This window comes from Segatella hominis, from assembly GCF_019249725.2.
GTDB lineage: Bacteria > Bacteroidota > Bacteroidia > Bacteroidales > Bacteroidaceae > Prevotella.
Genome location: NZ_CP137559.1, coordinates 1,860,162 through 1,877,543 on the forward strand (window position 1 = coordinate 1,860,162; position 17,382 = coordinate 1,877,543).

At 46.2% G+C, this 17,382-nt stretch carries 12 protein-coding genes, 2 tRNA genes and 1 pseudogene; 10 read left to right on the plus strand and 5 right to left on the minus strand.

Features of this window, described 5'->3' with window-relative positions:
- Window positions 1–74 precede the first annotated feature (74 nt).
- Together KUA50_RS07710 and KUA50_RS07715 are read right to left on the minus strand one after the other, a co-directional pair.
- A tRNA-Gln gene (locus KUA50_RS07710) sits at window positions 75–145 on the minus strand.
- A 37-nt stretch (window positions 146–182) separates the two neighbouring features.
- Window positions 183–253: transfer RNA gene (locus KUA50_RS07715), tRNA-Gln, on the minus strand.
- Between the two features lie 205 nt (window positions 254–458).
- On the opposite strand from KUA50_RS07715, the gene rsfS reads away from it, so the two are divergent.
- From rsfS to KUA50_RS07730, 3 genes are all read left to right on the plus strand, one after another.
- Window positions 459–818: a ribosome silencing factor gene (rsfS, locus tag KUA50_RS07720; protein WP_022110304.1), complete on the plus strand. Its 360-nt coding sequence runs from the start codon at window positions 459–461 to the stop codon at window positions 816–818.
- A gap of 144 nt (window positions 819–962) precedes the next feature.
- On the plus strand, window positions 963–3,014 hold the full coding sequence (ftsH, locus tag KUA50_RS07725; RefSeq protein ID WP_218456841.1) for an ATP-dependent zinc metalloprotease FtsH: 2,052 nt from the start codon (window positions 963–965) through the stop codon (window positions 3,012–3,014).
- Window positions 3,015–3,025: 11 nt separating this feature from the next.
- Window positions 3,026–3,901: a phosphatidate cytidylyltransferase gene (locus KUA50_RS07730; protein WP_118117806.1), complete on the plus strand. Its 876-nt coding sequence runs from the start codon at window positions 3,026–3,028 to the stop codon at window positions 3,899–3,901.
- Between the two features lie 455 nt (window positions 3,902–4,356).
- On the opposite strand, the pseudogene lpxB reads toward KUA50_RS07730, so the two are convergent.
- Together lpxB and surE are read right to left on the minus strand one after the other, a co-directional pair.
- Window positions 4,357–5,490, minus strand: a pseudogene (gene lpxB / locus KUA50_RS07735) (lipid-A-disaccharide synthase); the annotation flags it as partial.
- A gap of 40 nt (window positions 5,491–5,530) precedes the next feature.
- Window positions 5,531–6,295 (minus strand): 5'/3'-nucleotidase SurE, encoded by a 765-nt coding sequence (gene surE / locus KUA50_RS07740; RefSeq protein WP_218456839.1) that lies wholly within the window; start codon window positions 6,293–6,295, stop codon window positions 5,531–5,533.
- Window positions 6,296–6,406: 111 nt separating this feature from the next.
- Here surE and KUA50_RS07745 point away from each other — a divergent pair, with 111 nt between their 5' ends.
- The 6 genes from KUA50_RS07745 to KUA50_RS07770 all read left to right on the plus strand — a co-directional run bounded on the left by KUA50_RS07745 (window position 6,407) and on the right by KUA50_RS07770 (window position 13,711).
- Window positions 6,407–7,171: a ParA family protein gene (locus KUA50_RS07745; RefSeq protein ID WP_022110309.1), complete on the plus strand. Its 765-nt coding sequence runs from the start codon at window positions 6,407–6,409 to the stop codon at window positions 7,169–7,171.
- Between the two features lie 47 nt (window positions 7,172–7,218).
- The gene (locus tag KUA50_RS07750; protein WP_118117812.1) at window positions 7,219–8,136 is read left to right on the plus strand and encodes a ParB/RepB/Spo0J family partition protein; all 918 of its coding nucleotides are present in this window, start codon (window positions 7,219–7,221) and stop codon (window positions 8,134–8,136) included.
- Window positions 8,137–8,203: 67 nt separating this feature from the next.
- Complete coding sequence (locus KUA50_RS07755; RefSeq protein WP_233524683.1) at window positions 8,204–8,836, plus strand: DUF5683 domain-containing protein; 633 nt, start codon at window positions 8,204–8,206, stop codon at window positions 8,834–8,836.
- 133 nt (window positions 8,837–8,969) lie between these two features.
- A complete protein-coding gene (locus tag KUA50_RS07760; RefSeq protein WP_218456838.1) occupies window positions 8,970–10,337 on the plus strand; it encodes a lytic transglycosylase domain-containing protein in 1,368 nt (455 codons plus the stop codon).
- 71 nt (window positions 10,338–10,408) lie between these two features.
- Window positions 10,409–12,697 carry a RelA/SpoT family protein gene (locus KUA50_RS07765; protein ID WP_218456837.1) on the plus strand — a complete coding sequence of 763 codons (2,289 nt, stop codon included), beginning with the start codon at window positions 10,409–10,411 and terminating at the stop codon, window positions 12,695–12,697.
- Window positions 12,698–12,721: 24 nt separating this feature from the next.
- Window positions 12,722–13,711, plus strand: coding sequence for a pectinesterase family protein (locus tag KUA50_RS07770; RefSeq protein WP_218456836.1), 990 nt, complete (start codon window positions 12,722–12,724; stop codon window positions 13,709–13,711).
- A gap of 269 nt (window positions 13,712–13,980) precedes the next feature.
- Here the strand turns inward: KUA50_RS07770 and KUA50_RS07775 are convergent, their stop codons facing one another.
- Window positions 13,981–14,328 (minus strand): MerR family transcriptional regulator, encoded by a 348-nt coding sequence (locus tag KUA50_RS07775; protein WP_218456835.1) that lies wholly within the window; start codon window positions 14,326–14,328, stop codon window positions 13,981–13,983.
- A gap of 180 nt (window positions 14,329–14,508) precedes the next feature.
- Between KUA50_RS07775 and alaS the strand changes: the two genes are divergently transcribed.
- The gene (gene alaS / locus KUA50_RS07780; RefSeq protein ID WP_218456834.1) at window positions 14,509–17,172 is read left to right on the plus strand and encodes an alanine--tRNA ligase; all 2,664 of its coding nucleotides are present in this window, start codon (window positions 14,509–14,511) and stop codon (window positions 17,170–17,172) included.
- Window positions 17,173–17,382 lie beyond the last annotated feature (210 nt).

The window sequence follows — 17,382 nt, forward strand, 5'->3', positions numbered from 1 at the left end:
TTTATATTTTCTCGTATGAATGTATAAAAAAAGCACCTTCATAAGGAAGATGCCATTCAGTTTAACCAATTATGTTGGGATACCCGGACTCGAACCAGGAATGACAGGACCAGAATCTGTAGTGTTACCATTACACCATATCCCAATGTGCAGGTTAATGATTGATGACAATGATGAAGAAGTTGGGATACCCGGACTCGAACCAGGAATGACAGGACCAGAATCTGTAGTGTTACCATTACACCATATCCCAATATCTTAGCAATCATTATAAGCATTAATCACAATTGCGAGTGCAAAGGTACTACTTTTTTCTGAATTACCAAAAAAATCAGCGTCTTTTTTCTAAAAAATCTCAATTTTTATCGTTTTTCGGGGTTTTTCCATGTATTTAGCGTATCTTTGCAAGGCTTTTATAAAGAAAAAACATAAACGAGACAATTAATAGATAATCATCAATGAATACAACAAAACAATTAGTAGAGACAATTAAAGAAGGAATACAGGAAAAAAAAGGTAGTAAAATTGTGATTGCCGACCTGACGCACATCGATGGTACTATCGCAAAGTACTTCGTCATCTGTCAGGGCAACTCTCCATCACAGGTGGAAGCTATCGCTGAATCTGTAGGCGATTTCTGCAGAAAAAATCTGGGAGAAAAACCTGCAAATGTAGCGGGATTGGGAAATGACCAGTGGGTTGCTATCGACTTCGTGGATGTACTTGTGCATATCTTCCAACCAGAAGTTAGACAGTTCTATGATCTGGAGCACCTCTGGGAAGACGCCAACCTGACTGAGATTCCTGACCTCGACTAATCAGTGAGACAACTTCCTTTATCCGGAGTTGGTATATACATAATTGAAGTTGATATATATAATTAAGGTATAAATATAATAAGGTGTAAGACTACCATAGTATAGTTTTATACACGATATAGGATTCATATAATTTCAGAAGATATGGAACAAGGAAACAGAATGAATAATCATGGCGGCGGAAAACCGCCAAAGATGCCTCGGTTCAATATGAGCTGGCTTTACGTCATCATCCTCATCAGTTTGATAGTGGTCTTTCTGAATGGTGGTGGTGATGCATTAGGTGGAAGTGCAAACAAAAAGGCTACTTACACAGAATTCAAGGAATACATCGAAAAGGGATACGTACTGAGCGTTACTGCCAATAAGAACGACGGCAACCTGAAAGTGTACGTTGCCCCAAATCATATCAGAGATGTATATCATACCAGTGCGAAGGACGTAGGACCTGCTCCTTATGTTGAAGTGCAGTATGGTTCGATAGACGAAGTTGACAAATATCTCGACAACATGGTGAAGGCTAAGAAAATCAAATCTTACAACTATGTCAACGAGAAAGGCAACGACTTCATCAGCCTCCTGATCAACTTCGCCCCACTCATCATCTTCTTCCTCCTCATCTGGTGGGTATCTGGAAGAATGGGCGGTGGCATGGGCGGCTCTGGCGGCGGTATCTTCAATGTCGGCAAGAGCAAAGCACGCATGTATGAAAAGGGAAATACATTAGGTATTACCTTCAAGGACGTGGCCGGACAGGAAGGTGCCAAACAGGAAGTGGAGGAAATCGTGGAGTTCCTCAAAAACCCACAGAAATATACCGACCTGGGTGGTAAGATTCCTAAAGGAGCACTCCTCGTGGGTCCTCCGGGAACAGGTAAGACACTCCTGGCAAAGGCTGTAGCCGGTGAAGCAGGTGTACCATTCTTCTCTATGAGCGGTTCCGACTTCGTTGAAATGTTTGTGGGTGTCGGTGCATCCCGTGTTCGCGACCTCTTCAGACAGGCTAAGGAAAAGGCGCCAAGCATTATCTTCATCGATGAGATTGATGCCGTGGGTCGTGCCCGCAGCAAGAACCCTGCCATGGGCGGAAACGATGAACGTGAGAATACCCTGAATGCCCTCCTTACAGAGATGGACGGCTTCGGTACCAATAGTGGTGTCATCATCCTTGCAGCTACCAACCGTGTTGATATGCTGGATAGTGCCCTGCTCCGTGCCGGTCGTTTCGACCGTGAAATCCACGTTGATCTGCCTGGCTTGAACGAGCGCAAGGCCATCTTCCAGGTTCATCTGAAACCAATCAAGATAGACGATACAGTAGATATCGACCTCCTGGCTCGTCAGACTCCGGGATTCTCGGGTGCAGATATCGCCAATGTTTGTAATGAGGCTGCCCTCATCGCTGCACGCCACGACAAGAAGGCTGTGTGCAAGCAGGACTTCCTCGATGCTGTCGATCGTATCGTAGGTGGACTGGAGAAAAAGACCAAGGTGATGACTGCAGATGAAAAGCGCAGCATCGCATTGCATGAGGCTGGTCATGCTACGATCTCATGGTTCTGCCAGTATGCCAACCCGCTCATCAAGGTTACCATCGTACCTCGCGGACAGGCTTTGGGTGCTGCATGGTATTTGCCTGAGGAGAGACAGATTACCACCAAGGAGCAGATGCTCGATGAGATGTGCTCGCTGATGGGTGGACGTGCAGCAGAGGAACTGTTTACAGGACATATCTCTTCTGGTGCGATGAACGACCTGGAGCGTGCTACCAAGAGTGCATACGGCATGGTGGCTTACCTCGGTATGAGTAAGACATTGCCAAACATCTGCTATTACAACCAGAGCGAATACTCTTTCCAGCGCCCATACTCTGAGACAACGGCAAGAGAAATCGACGAGGAGGTACTCAAGATGGTGAACGAACAATATACCCGTGCCAAGAACATCCTGATGGAACACAAGGAGGGTCACAATGCGCTGGCTGAACTCCTGATACAGAAAGAGGTTATCATGGCAGAAGACGTGGAGAAGATTTTCGGCAAGCGCCCTTGGATGAGCCGTTCTCAGGAAATCATGGAGGACGAACAGCCTAAGATCGACGACACCGTCAAGGAACTTCCAGAGGTACAGGCTGCTATCAAGGAGCATGAGGAAAACAACAAGAATGCCGAAGACAAGCAGGACGATAATAATTAATACCAAAAGTCATGACAGACAAACAAAAGAACCTTATCATCAGAACCATCACCGGCGTACTCTTCGTCGGCTGTATGGTTTCATGTTTCCTGCAACCGAGAGCAATGGTACTCCTCTTCGCTCTGATCACTGGCCTGAGTATCTGGGAATACTGCGGGTTAGTCAACAATGAGATAGAAGACGTTTGCGTCAACCGCTTCATCTCTACCGTAGCAGGTGTATATTTCTTCCTTGCCGTAGCGGGATTCCGTACGGGTGTTACAGGCTACAACTTCGTAGTCTTCATCCCATACATCTTCACGATTGTATATCTCTTCATCTATGAGTTATATACAGGCAATAAGAATGCTGTTGGCGACTGGGCTTACACGATGCTTTCACAGATGTACATCGCTCTCCCATTCTCGCTCATCAACGTATTGGCATTTGAAGTATCAGCAGAAGACGGACAGATACATTACGACATGCTCTTACCGCTGAGCATATTCATCTTCCTCTGGACCAATGATACAGGTGCCTATTGCAGTGGCTCTCTCTTCGGAAAGCACAAGCTCTTCCCTCGCATCAGCCCTGCCAAGAGTTGGGAAGGAAGCATCGGCGGAGGTATCTTCGTACTGATCGCTGCAGCCATCGTCGGTTACTTTGCCAATTCAGGAGAAACCCTGCATACCTTGAACATCCCTGAGTGGATGGGATTAGGTTTGGTAGTCGCAGTATTTGGCACATGGGGCGACTTGGTAGAGAGCCTATTCAAACGCACCATCGGCGTGAAAGACAGTGGCAATATTCTTCCGGGACACGGAGGTATGCTCGACCGTTTCGATTCTTCACTTATGGCAATTCCTGCCGCAGTGATTTATCTCTACACCCTCCAACTGTTCGGATAAGTCAATCCTATAAGTTCAACAAACAAGAAACATTTTATATTATCAGGACGTGCTTCGCAAAGAAGTACGTCCTTTTTGTTTCATACAAGTAAAAAGATATCGCACTACCGATTATTTCCCGTCCAGGCAAGCAAAAACAGCTGCAACACCTCTTACCCCACTTCCGTTAGGATATAAAATATGATAAAAACTGGTCAGACCTATTCTGAGACTGGAGGATTCTGATGGGAATTTTCCTCACTCATTTCCTGCGCCTTCCTCATTTGTTCTTCTGCTATTCGCAACTGTTCCTCTGCCTTAATACGGGCACGTTCAGCCTCTTCTTGGGCTTTAATCCTTGCACGTTCAGCCTCCTGTTCTGCCTTGATTCTTGCACGCTCAGCAGCCTCAGCAGCCGCTTTAGCCTCAGCCTCAGCCCTTTCCTTTGCCAGACGAATCAATTCCTCTCGATGCTTCTTGATCAGGTCATACATGATGGTAGCAGCCTGATCTGGAGCTATGCGATTGCCCAATTTCTCACGAACCTCCTGATAACCTGCTAACATTTTTTCTCTGCCAGGCATTCCTGGAAGAATTTGGAAGAACTGGTCGGCAATACCATCCACCGTAAAGCGGTCGGCAAACATCTCCTTCACGATTTCCTTATTGGCCACCAAATTGACCAATGAGATATACTTCACCTTGAGGACATGATTGAAAGCCCAACGTATCAGTTTAGGAAGCGGTGTCTCATAGCAGACAACCTGCGGAACATCAAAAAGAGCCGTCTCTAATGTGGCAGTACCACTGGTTACTAATGCCACCTTACTTTGAGCCAAAAGCGGATATGTCTTGTTCTTGACCAACCTGACAGGAGTTCCCTCAATGAATTTCTGATAATATTCATCATCAACAGAAGGAGCACCAGCCAAGACCATCTGATAATCCTCAAAACGCTCAGCCACCTCTATCATGGCTGGCAAATTATCCTTGATTTCCTGCAGACGACTACCAGCCAACAGAGCTATAATAGGCTTTCTTGTGTCCAGATTATTCTCAACACAGAACTCAGCGTATGTCTGATGATAATCCGCTCTGAACTCATTCACCTCCTGTGCCGTAGGATTGCCTACATAATGAATCGGATACTTGTGTTTTTTCTCAAAGAAATCAACCTCAAAAGGCAAGATGGAAAAGAGTTCGGCTATATCCCTCTTGATACTGCGGATACGCCATTCCTTCCATGCCCATATCTTAGGAGATATATAATAGTAAGCAGGTATCAAAGTGTTCTTTTTCAGAAACTTAGCAATATTCAGATTAAAACCCGGATAATCTACAAGAATCACCACATCAGGTTTCCATTCCACAATATCCTGCTTGCATTTTTTCATATTGGCAAAGATGGTACGCAGATGCAGGAGAACCGGCACAAAACCCATATATGCCAGTTCCTTATAATGCTTGACACGGGTTCCACCTTCAGCAGCCATCAAGTCACCGCCGAAGAAACGAAACTCTGCCAATTCATCCACTTTTTTCAACGAGCGCATCAATCTGCTGGCATGCAAATCACCACTTGCCTCGCCTACTATCAAATAATACTTCATATCTTAGCGTGAGAAGTTTATAAAATCCTTGAGTGAAGGTTTAAATCTTGAAACTATTCAGTAATTCATAGTCTGTCACATCTATCTTGGTAGGTGTAATGGAGATATATCCATGATTCAGAGCCCACTGGTCGGTATCAGTAGCCTCCGGCTCATCATTGCGATATTCTCCCACCATCCAATAGTAATCGTAGCCACGCGGATGATGACGCTTTTCCACCTCATGAATCCAGGAACCACGAGTCATGCGGCACATCTTAAAGCCCTTGAAAGGCGGATTCGCAGGGAAATTCACATTCAGACAGGTATCAATAGGCAAACCTTCCGCAAGTACTTTCTTCACAATAGCGACAACCCCATCCTTCAACGGAGAAAGATCGGCATTCTCATCGTAATTGCAACTACTGAAGGCCACAGAAGGAATACGCTTCATGCACCCCTCCTTGGCAACACCCATCGTACCGGAATAATGATTGTTGACACTGGAATTATCACCATGGTTGATGCCACTCAGAATCAAGTCTGGAGTACGCCCAGAGAGCAATTGATCTAATGCCAACTTCACACAGTCAACAGGCGTACCGCTGCATGACCATACTTCCACATCCTCTCCCATATTCTTGCGGCGTTTCAGTCGCAATGGTTCTGTGGCAGAAAAGGCACAGGCATATCCCGACCGGGCACTTTCAGGAGCCACAACCAGCACGTCGCACCAACCTTTGAGGAAGCCGACGAGCGTTTTGATACCATTGGCATGATAGCCATCATCATTCGAAATTAAAACTAAAGGTTTCTTATTTTCCATAAAATTTCCTTTCTTTTGGGTGCAAAAGTAATAAAAAAACTATAAAGTAACGTATTTCTCGCATAAAATATGTATCTTTGCATCGATTTTCACTATTATAACATATAGAAAATGGGAAAAATTATCGCATTAGCTAATCAAAAAGGTGGTGTAGGAAAGACTACAACTACTATCAATCTGGCTGCATCGCTGGCCACATTGGAGAAGACTGTCCTCGTTGTTGACGCTGACCCTCAGGCAAACGCCTCCAGCGGTTTGGGTGTCGATATCAAGGAGGTGGACTGCTCGCTCTACGAATGTATCATCGACCATGCCGATGTCCGCGATGCGATATATACCACCGATATTGACGGTTTGGACATTATCCCAAGCCATATCGACCTGGTGGGTGCTGAAATAGAAATGCTCAACCTTAAGAACCGTGAGAAAGTAATCAAGACCTTGCTGGAACCTATCCGCGATGATTATGATTATATCCTCATCGACTGTTCTCCTTCACTGGGACTCATCACTGTCAACTCGCTTACCGCAGCCGACAGCGTCATCATCCCGGTACAGTGCGAATATTTCGCTCTTGAAGGTATCAGCAAGCTGCTCAACACCATCAAGATTATCAAGAGTAAGCTGAATCCGAAACTGGAAATCGAAGGATTCCTGCTCACCATGTATGACAGCCGTCTCCGCCTTGCCAACCAGATCTATGACGAGGTAAAACGACACTTCCAGGAACTGGTGTTCAAGAGTGTCATCCAGCGCAACGTGAAGTTGAGCGAAAGTCCAAGTCACGGTCTCCCTGTCATCCTCTACGATGCAGAGTCAAACGGTGCCAAGAACCATCTGGCACTGGCAAAAGAGATCATCAACAAGAATAGTTAACAAGTAAAGACAAGAGAATTCTTCACTCTTCACTTAAAAACAACATAATGGCAGTACATAAGAAATACAATAACGGAACGAAAAGCAATGCCTTGGGTCGTGGACTCGATGCATTGATATCAACAGAAGGCGTTCGCACCCAGGGCAGCAGCACCATCAATGAGATAGCGCTCGACCAGATAGAAGCGAACCCCAACCAGCCTCGCCGTGAGTTTGACGAGGAAGCCTTGCACGAACTGGCTGAAAGCATCAAGGCTATCGGTATCATCCAGCCCATCACCCTGAGACAGGTATCGGAAAACAGATTCCAGATTATCGCCGGTGAGCGCCGATGGAGAGCGTCCCAACTGGCTGGTCTCCTGGCTATCCCTGCCTACATCCGCACCATCAGCGACGAGAACGTGATGGAAATGGCTTTGGTGGAGAATATCCAGCGCCAGGACCTCAACGCCATCGAAATCGCCCTTGCCTATGAGCATCTCCTGGAAAACGAGGGAATGACACAAGAGAAGATTTCCGAGCGCGTGGGCAAGAGTAGAGCAGCCATTGCCAACTACCTCCGCCTGCTGAAACTGCCTGCCCAAGTACAGATGGCATTGCAGAAGAAGGAAATCGACATGGGACACTGCCGTGCACTGCTTGCACTTGACAGTCCGTCGCTACAAATCAAACTCTTCAAGGAAATCCAGAAAAACGGTTACTCAGTTAGAAAGGTAGAAGAAATGGTGCAGCACCTGAAAAACGGTGAGGACATCGAGAGTGGCAAGAAGACGATCACATCCAAGTCACAGGTACCAGAGGAGTTTACGATGCTGAAAGACCGTCTTTCTAAATTCCTCAACACCAAAGTACAGTTCACCTGTTCACCAAAGGGCAAGGGAAAAATCAGCATTCCTTTCGCCAACGAGGAAGAATTGGAGCGCATCATGAGCGTTTTCGACCAATTAAACCAAAACAAAAATTAAGAAAGTGAATTTCAAGTTATCACATATCTGCATCATGGCACTGCTATGGCTGGGCACAACACAGGCGATGGCACAAAAGGACTCACTCGCCGTAGAAAGCCTGAGCCTGGAGGATTCGATTACCATCGACAGTGCCTCCCTGAGCAAAGCACTCGCCCCTAAAGCGCTGAGAAAGAAGCGCAACTGGGCCACCTGGAGACCAGACACCAAGCGTGCCATGTGGCTTGCTCTCGTATTGCCGGGTGCAGGACAGATTTACAACAGGAAATACTGGAAGCTGCCTATCATCTACGGCGGCTTCGTGGGATGTGCCTATGCCATGAGCTGGAACAACCAGATGTATCATGACTACTCACAGGCATATCTGGACATCATGGACGATGACCCCAACACACAGAGCTACAACCAGTTCTTGCACTTGGGAGCCCAAATAGATGCCAGCAATATAGAGCGATATAAGGAAATCTTCCGCAAACGCAAAGACCGCTATCGCAGATGGAGAGACATGAGTATGTTTGTGATGATAGGCGTATATGCCTTCTCCGTCATTGATGCATACGTGGATGCTTCCCTCTCTGAATTTGACATCTCAGACGACCTGTCGCTCAGAGTAGAGCCTACGGTAATCAACAACAACCAGAGAACCCGCAACCCATTGCGTTCTTCTACGCTTGGCCTGCAATGTTCTCTCACATTCTAAAGAAAACCTTCCTGCCTCTTCAGGAAAAGGGAAATACCCATTCAGGAAAAGGGAAAAACATTACGGGAAGAAACTATATACATTATTATATATATAAGAAAATCGAAAAAGCAAAATAGACCATTATATCAGAATGAAGAAAGTAATCATATTTGCAGCTATATTGCTTAGCTGTTCTACCGGAATGCAAGCGCAAACCGAAAACGGTGACAACGATGATGTAATCACCGTAACAGACAAAGACGGAAAAGCAGAAGAAATCGAAGTTCCTACCGGTTTGGAGGACAATCTCGACAGCCTACTCCATCTCTACAATGCTCAGACATATATGATGCTGGATACAGCATGCAACTACAAGGACGAAAACCGAACATACCCTAAAGAGGTATATATCGACCGCCTGAAGAGACTCCCTACCATCATAGAGATGCCATACAATGAGGTGGTACAGAAATTCATCGACCGCTATAGCGGCAAGTTACGCCGCTCTGTCAGCTTTATGTTGGGAGCCAGCAATTTCTACATGCCTATCTTCGAGGAGGCTTTGGAGGCATACAACCTGCCTTTGGAATTGAAATATCTGCCAGTCATTGAATCAGCGCTCAATCCGAAGGCTGTTTCAAGAGTAGGTGCCACAGGTCTCTGGCAGTTTATGCTGGCCACAGGCAAGCGCTATGGACTGGAAGTAAACTCATTGGTAGATGAGCGCCGCGACCCGGTGAAAGCATCTTATGCTGCAGCCCACTACCTGAGTGACCTCTATAAGATCTTCGATGACTGGGGATTGGTAATCGCGGCCTACAACTGCGGTCCAAGCAAGGTAAACCAGGCCATCCACCGTGCCAAGGGTTCTGCTGACTACTGGAACATCTATCCATACCTCCCAAAGGAGACCCGTGGATATGTACCAGCATTCATCGCAGCCAACTATATCATGAACTACTACTGCGAGCATAATATCTGTCCGATGGTCACAGAGTTGCCAGCCAAGACCGACACCGTAGTAGTAAACAGAGATCTTCACTTAGAGCAGATTGCACAGGTATTGAATATCAATATCGAACATCTGCGCAACCTCAACCCAGAATACCGCCGCGACATCGTCAACGGACTCAACAAGCCTAAGACCGTACGTCTGCCAGAATCTCTCGTGGGAGCATTCATCGACAATGAAGACTCTATCTACAACTTCAAGACCGATGAACTGCTGTTGAAACGCGATGTAGTGGATGTCAAGGAAGATACACCATCTGTAGGCCGCAACCACAGTTATAGCCGCAGCAGATCTTCTTACAGTTCAAGAAGTAAAAGCTCTTACAGCAGAAAGAGCAAGAAATCAAAAAAGAAAAAGACAACTCGCAGCAAGAGTGTAACCATCAAGAATGGCGACACCTTATCAGAAATAGCAGCACGCAATCACACGACCGTGAAGAAACTTCGCAAACTGAATGGTATTTCTGGTAACACAATACGTGCCGGCAAGAAGATCAAGGTGAAGTAAAACACCTTGATTTGCCGACAGACAACACATACTGATTCATCAACTAAAAATTTCAGCAGGAGGGTAAAACCATGAACGATCAGAACTTGAAGGAACTGGAAAGAGAGCAGGCTGACAACAAGCTCATCAATGATGCTTTCCAGCATTTGATAGACACATACGTGGCTTCACGCCACCGCAAGAAAGTAGATATCGTAACGAAAGCTTTCAACTTTGCACGACAAGCTCACAAAGGAGTACGACGACTCTCTGGTGAGCCATATATCATGCACCCTATCGCCGTGGCTCAAATCGCCTGCGAAGAAATGGGATTAGGCTCTACCAGTATCTGTGCAGCCCTGCTTCATGACGTGGTGGAAGATACTGACTATACTGTAGAAGACATCACCAATATCTTCGGTGCTAAAATAGCACAGATTGTAGATGGACTGACCAAGATCAGCGGTGGTATCTTTGGAGATAAGGCTTCTGCGCAGGCAGAAAACTTCAAGAAACTCCTGCTCACCATGAGCGATGATATCCGTGTCATCCTCATCAAGATCTGCGACCGTCTGCACAACATGCGTACCCTCGCTTCCCAACCGGCCAACAAACAATACAAGATTGCCGGAGAAACGCTCTACATCTATGCTCCATTAGCTAACCGCCTGGGACTGAACAAGATCAAGACGGAATTGGAGAATCTCAGTTTCAAATACGACCACCCGCAGGAATATGCCAACATAGAGCATAAACTTGCAGATACAGAAGCACAGCGTGACAATCTCTTTGCACAGTTTACCGCCCCTATCCGTGAAGAACTCGATAAGTTGGGCGTAGAATACAAGATCAAAGCCCGTGTAAAAAGCCCTTATTCCATCTGGAACAAGATGCAGAACAAGCATGTCTCGTTCGACGAAATCTACGATATTCTGGCAGTCCGCATCATCTTTACCCCTAAAGAAAGGGCAAACGAGGTGAACGAATGCTTCAATATCTATGTAGCCATCAGCAAGATATACAAGAGTCATCCAGACCGTCTGCGCGACTGGCTCAACCATCCGAAAGCAAATGGCTATCAGGCCCTCCACGTCACCCTGATGAGTAAGCAGGGACGCTGGATAGAAGTACAGATTCGCTCAGACCGCATGGACGAAGTGGCAGAACAGGGATTTGCCGCACACTGGAAATACAAAGAGGGAGAAAACGAATATACTGAGGATGAAAACGAGCTGAACGACTGGCTCGGCACCATCAAGGAAATTCTGGATGACCCACAACCGGATGCCATGGACTTCCTTGATGCCATCAAACTCAACCTCTTTGCATCAGAAATCTTCGTCTTCACTCCTAAGGGAGAAATCAAGACCATGCCAGCCGACTGTACTGCACTCGACTTCGCTTTCCAGATCCATACCTTCTTGGGAAGCCATTGTATCGGTGCCAAGGTCAATCATAAACTGGTTCCGCTCAGCCATAAGTTGCAGAGTGGCGACCAGGTGGAAATTCTGACCAGTAAGAGCCAGCATGTACAACCAGCATGGATCAACTTTGTCAGCACAGCCAAGGCAAAAAGCAAGATACAGGCCATTCTGAGACGAGACAACCGTGAGATACAGAAGAAAGGTGAGGAAGTACTCAGCGAGTGGCTCCAGAAGAATGCGATGGAGACAACAACGTCTATCGTAGATAAACTTTGCGACTTCCATAACATCCAGAAGCATGAGAACTTCTTCCTGGCTTTAGGCAACCATACCATCATCTTAGGAGAAAAGGATCTCGACGAACTGCAGGGTAAGAACAAGAAGGAAAAACAATCCAGCAGTTGGCGCAACTATATCCCATTCCTCGGCAGCAAGAGCAAGGAGAAAAAGCAGGAAACCGGCACAGAGAAAAAGGAAGAACTCTTCATTGTGGGCAAGGATTTCAATAAGAAGAAACCGCTGATCATCACAGAAGAAAACATCAACCAGTTTATCTTCCCTACCTGTTGCCATGCCATCCCTGGAGATGACATCATGGGATTCATCGACAACAAGAACCGCATAGAGATACACAAGCGTGCCTGCCAGGTAGCAGCCAAGTTGAAATCCAGCTATGGCAACCGCATCGTAGATGCCAAATGGGACATGCACAAGCAGCTACTCTTTGATGCAACCATCGAGATACAGGGCATCGACCGCAAGGGCATGTTGCTTGATGTAAGCAAGGTTATCAGCGACCAGTTGGGTGTCAATATCCACAAGCTTACCATCAGCAGCGACAATGGTATCTTCGACGGTACCATCGAACTTCGTGTCCACGATAGAGATGAGGTTAAGAAGATTACCGATATGCTCAAGAATATCGAGGACTTGCAGGATGTGCAGAGAATATTATAATTCTATATAAATCTACTGTAAACAATGAAAAAGGTATTATTAGCAATGATGCTATTCTTGGCGGCATGGCCAGTGCTTGCCGCCAACAAGTATGACAACCCGGATACCCTGGTAGTATCCCGAGATGGAACAGGTGAATTCCGCACCATCGACGAAGCCATCGAAGTCTGCAGAGCCTTCATGGACTATACCAAGGTCATCTATGTAAAAAAAGGAGTGTATAAGGAAAAGCTCATCATCCCATCGTGGTTCACCAACATCACCATCTGTGGTGAAGACCGTGACAACACCATCATTACGTGGGATGACCATGCCAACATCAAGATGCCAGTAGGCGGTCTGGATTCAGAAGCAGCCGTAAAAGGTAAACCGATGGGCACCTTCCGCACCTATACCCTCAAGGTTCAAGGAAGCTACATCACGCTCAAGGATATCACCATTGAAAATAATGCAGCCAAGTTAGGACAGGCAGTAGCCCTGCATACAGAAGGCGACCATATCCTGGTACAAAACTGCCGCTTATTGGGCAATCAGGATACAGTCTATACTGGCGTAGGTGGCACAAGAGTAGCTTTCTACGACTGCTATATCGAGGGAACAACTGATTTCATCTTCGGTCCAAGTATTGCCTGGTTCCAGAATTGCGAAATCCACAGCAAGGCAAACAGCTATATCACAGCAGCCTCTACCCCAGCAGGTCAGAAGTACGGCTATGTCTTCTACAAGTGCAGACTGACAGCCGACAAGGATGTGGACAAAGTATATTTAGGCCGTCCTTGGCGTCCATTTGCAGCCACCATTTTCATGGATTGTGAACTGGGCAAACATATCCGTCCAGAAGGATGGCACAACTGGAATAATGCCAAGAATGAAGAAACTGCCCGTTATGCAGAATATGGCAACAAAGGCGAAGGAGCATCAACCAAGAATCGTGTAAAATGGAGCAAGCAACTCACCAAGAAAGAAGCTGCCAAAGTAACGCTTCTTGATGCATTCGGAGAAGATTGCTGGTAATCTTCCGCCATCAAAAAGGAAGATTTAGATAAAACAAAAAGAAGATTTCTATAAAAGAAGATTTCTTTTAAAAAAGAGGAATAGGATAAGGGAAAAACAAAAACCTCCAAGCAGGTTTCATTCCCATTATCTTATTCCTCTTTTGTATTCCTAATATCAGAATATTCTATAATCCTCCATATTGGAATATCATATTCATAATATTAAATCCGTGCAATCTACATAATCCGTGCCTAAAAAACAGTGCTAAAATAAAAACAGTTCCCAGCTTAGACCAATGTATCGATTTGCTTTTTCAAGTCTTTCAACTGATCTCTCACGCTAATCAAAGTATCCAAGACTTCCGATGATTTATCAGCACCGGAACGGTTTTGCTGGAGATATTTTCGGGCAGCAGCAATCTTAAATCCCTTCACTTTGATCAGCGAATAAATCACCTTAATCTGCTCAATATCCTTCTCTGTATATTGACGCACCTTATTGGCAGTAACCTTCGGTTTGATAAAGGTAAACTCCTTCTCCCAATAACGCAGAGTAGATTCATTCACCCCTATCATTTCAGCTACTTCTTTGATGGAGTAGTATAATTTCACCGGTTTATCTGTATTTAATGCCATATTTTACCCACTTAAATTTCAAAAATAATTAATTTAGTTGCAAAATTAAACAATTCTTCTTATCTTTGCAAAGTTTTTGGGGAGAAAATGCCCTAAAGGGCAAAAATAATTCAAAGAGAGGATGTCGCCATCCCCTCTTCCAAACAGGAAATAGAAATTAAAGATAAATATAAAATAGATATGATGACAGCTAATGAAGTGCGCGAATCCTTCAAGAAATTCTTCGAAGGAAAAGGCCACAAAATTGTTCCATCAGCACCTATGGTTATCAAGGATGACCCTACGCTGATGTTTACAAACGCTGGTATGAACCAGTGGAAAGACATCATCCTCGGTACAAAAGATCCAGGCAAGGATGTACGTCGTGTTGATACTCAGAAATGTCTCCGTGTAAGCGGTAAGCACAACGACCTCGAAGAGGTGGGTCACGATACTTACCACCACACCATGTTCGAGATGCTCGGTAACTGGAGCTTCGGCGACTACTTTAAGGAGGGTGCCATTGATTTGGCATGGGAGTATCTTACTGAAGTTTTGAAGCTCAACCCAGCCGACCTCTATGTTACCGTATTCGAGGGTAGCAAGGAGGAAGGTCTGGAACGCGACAACGAGGCTGCAGGTTACTGGGCTAAGCACGTGCCAGCCGACCACATCATCAATGGTAACAAGCACGACAACTTCTGGGAGATGGGCGAAACAGGTCCTTGCGGTCCTTGCTCAGAGATTCACGTGGATTCTCGTACTCCGGAAGAGAAGGCTCAGGTGCCAGGCCGTGAGTTGGTAAACAAAGATAACCCTCAGGTCATCGAAATCTGGAACATCGTGTTCATGCAGTACAACCGCAAGGCTGATGGTTCTCTTGAACCACTCCCAATGCACGTTATCGATACAGGTATGGGCTTCGAGCGCTTGGTTCGCATGTTGCAGGACAAGCACTCTAACTATGATACAGATATCTTCCAGCCAATCATCAAGGAAATTGAGACAATCTCTGGCAAGAAGTATGGCTTTACTACTCCTACCGGTGAAAATGGTGAGGGCAAGGATGAGCAGGAGAAGGTCGACATCGCTATGCGTGTTTGCGCCGACCACCTCCGTGCCGTAGCCTTCTCTATCGCCGACGGCCAGTTGCCAAGCAATGCCAAGGCTGGTTACGTAATCCGCCGTATCTTGCGCCGTGCCGTACGTTACGCTTACACATTCCTCGGTCAGAAGCAGGCATTCATGTACAAGCTCGTCAATGTATTGGTAGAGCAGATGGGTGCAGCCTTCCCAGAGTTGCCAGCTCAGCAGGAACTCATCACCCGCGTGATGAAAGAGGAAGAGGATTCATTCCTCCGCACCTTGGAGAAGGGTATCAACCTCCTCAATGGTGATATGGACGAGCTCAAGGCTCATGGCGAGACTCAACTCGACGGCGTGAGCGCATTCCGCCTCTTCGATACCTACGGTTTCCCTCTCGACCTCACAGAGTTGATCTGCCGTGAGAATGGTTACACCGTTGATGCAGCCGGCTTCGATGAGGAGATGAAGAAGCAGAAGGAACGTGCCCGCAATGCTGCTGCCGTTGAGAACGGTGACTGGGAGGTATTGCAGGAAGGCGACCAAAATTTCGTTGGTTACGACTATACAGAATATGAGTGCCACATCCTCCGCTATCGCAAAGTGACTCAGAAGAAGAACAGTTTCTATGAGCTGGTACTCGACAACACTCCTTTCTATGGCGAAATGGGTGGACAGGTTGGCGACAAGGGTGTGCTCGTCAGCGAGAATGAGACCATTCTGGTCATCGACACTAAGCGTGAGAACAACCAGAGCATCCACATCGTAAAGGAGTTGCCAAAGGATGTAAATGCTGACTTCATGGCTTGCGTTGATATCGAGAGCCGCGAGGGAAGCGCTGCCAACCATACAGCTACCCACTTGCTCGACTACTGTCTGAAGCAGGTTTTGGGCGAGCACGTAGAGCAGAAGGGTTCTTATGTAGATAAGGACACCTTGCGTTTCGACTTCTCTCACTTCCAGAAGGTAACTGATGAGGAGCTCCGCAAGGTAGAGCACATGGTAAACGAGATGATCCGTGCCGACTATCCATTGGATGAGCACCGCGATACTCCTATCGAGGAGGCTAAGGAACTTGGCGCTATCGCCCTCTTCGGCGAGAAGTATGGCGACAAGGTTCGTGTGGTTCGCTTCGGTCCATCTGCTGAGTTCTGTGGTGGTATTCACGCCAAGAGCACCGGCAAGATTGGTTTCTTCAAGATTATCTCTGAGAGCAGCGTTGCAGCCGGCATCCGCCGTATCGAGGCTTTGACAGGTAAGGCATGCGAGGAGGCAATCTACGGCTTGCAGGATACCATCGTAGCGTTGAAGGGCTTGTTCAACAACGCCAAGGATCTCGAGGGTGTTATCAGAAAGTACATCGACGAGCACGATGCCTTGAAGAAGGATGTTGAGAAGTTCCAGGCTCAGGCTGTGGAGCGCACTAAGGATAAGCTCGTAGAGAATGCAAGAGAAATCAACGGTGTGAAGGTTGTTACAGCCGTATTACCAATGGAGCCAGCAGCTGCCAAGGATTTGGTATTCAAGGTTCGCGAGGCATTGCCAGAGAACATGATTTGCGTGGTAGGTTCTGTTTATAACGACAAGCCTATGCTCAGCGTAATGTTCAGCGATGATATGGTTAAGGATCACGGTTTGAACGCAGGTAAGATGATTCGCGAAGCTGCCAAGTTGATTCAGGGTGGCGGTGGCGGTCAGCCTCACTATGCCCAGGCTGGCGGTAAAAACAAGGACGGCTTGAGCGCTGCAGTAGATAAGGTTGTAGAGTTGGCTCAGCTGTAATAAGTCACTCCCAAAGAGTATATCATAGAGTAACCTTAACTCTTATATATAATAAGGTATAAAGGGTTGCAATCCATATTTTCGAGGATTGCAACCCTTTTTTCTATTGACATTAGAGGAGTCTCCATATCATAATTATTAGTTTATGATAATCGTCAAATGATAAAATTCCTTATTTCATTATCATTTTATGATAATCACTTTATGATA

What these genes read in the sequence shown, in the direction of transcription:
- KUA50_RS07750 (WP_118117812.1), top strand. Translation starts at nt 7,219, where the DNA reads ATGGCAGTACATAAGAAATACAATAACGGAACGAAAAGCAATGCCTTG.
- KUA50_RS07755 (WP_233524683.1), top strand. Translation starts at nt 8,204, where the DNA reads ATGGCACAAAAGGACTCACTCGCCGTAGAAAGCCTGAGCCTGGAGGAT.
- rsfS (WP_022110304.1), top strand. Translation starts at nt 459, where the DNA reads ATGAATACAACAAAACAATTAGTAGAGACAATTAAAGAAGGAATACAG.
- KUA50_RS07745 (WP_022110309.1), top strand. Translation starts at nt 6,407, where the DNA reads ATGGGAAAAATTATCGCATTAGCTAATCAAAAAGGTGGTGTAGGAAAG.
- ftsH (WP_218456841.1), top strand. Translation starts at nt 963, where the DNA reads ATGGAACAAGGAAACAGAATGAATAATCATGGCGGCGGAAAACCGCCA.
- surE (WP_218456839.1), bottom strand. Translation starts at nt 6,295, where the DNA reads ATGGAAAATAAGAAACCTTTAGTTTTAATTTCGAATGATGATGGCTAT.
- KUA50_RS07770 (WP_218456836.1), top strand. Translation starts at nt 12,722, where the DNA reads ATGAAAAAGGTATTATTAGCAATGATGCTATTCTTGGCGGCATGGCCA.
- KUA50_RS07760 (WP_218456838.1), top strand. Translation starts at nt 8,970, where the DNA reads ATGAAGAAAGTAATCATATTTGCAGCTATATTGCTTAGCTGTTCTACC.
- KUA50_RS07775 (WP_218456835.1), bottom strand. Translation starts at nt 14,328, where the DNA reads ATGGCATTAAATACAGATAAACCGGTGAAATTATACTACTCCATCAAA.
- KUA50_RS07730 (WP_118117806.1), top strand. Translation starts at nt 3,026, where the DNA reads ATGACAGACAAACAAAAGAACCTTATCATCAGAACCATCACCGGCGTA.
- KUA50_RS07765 (WP_218456837.1), top strand. Translation starts at nt 10,409, where the DNA reads ATGAACGATCAGAACTTGAAGGAACTGGAAAGAGAGCAGGCTGACAAC.
- alaS (WP_218456834.1), top strand. Translation starts at nt 14,509, where the DNA reads ATGATGACAGCTAATGAAGTGCGCGAATCCTTCAAGAAATTCTTCGAA.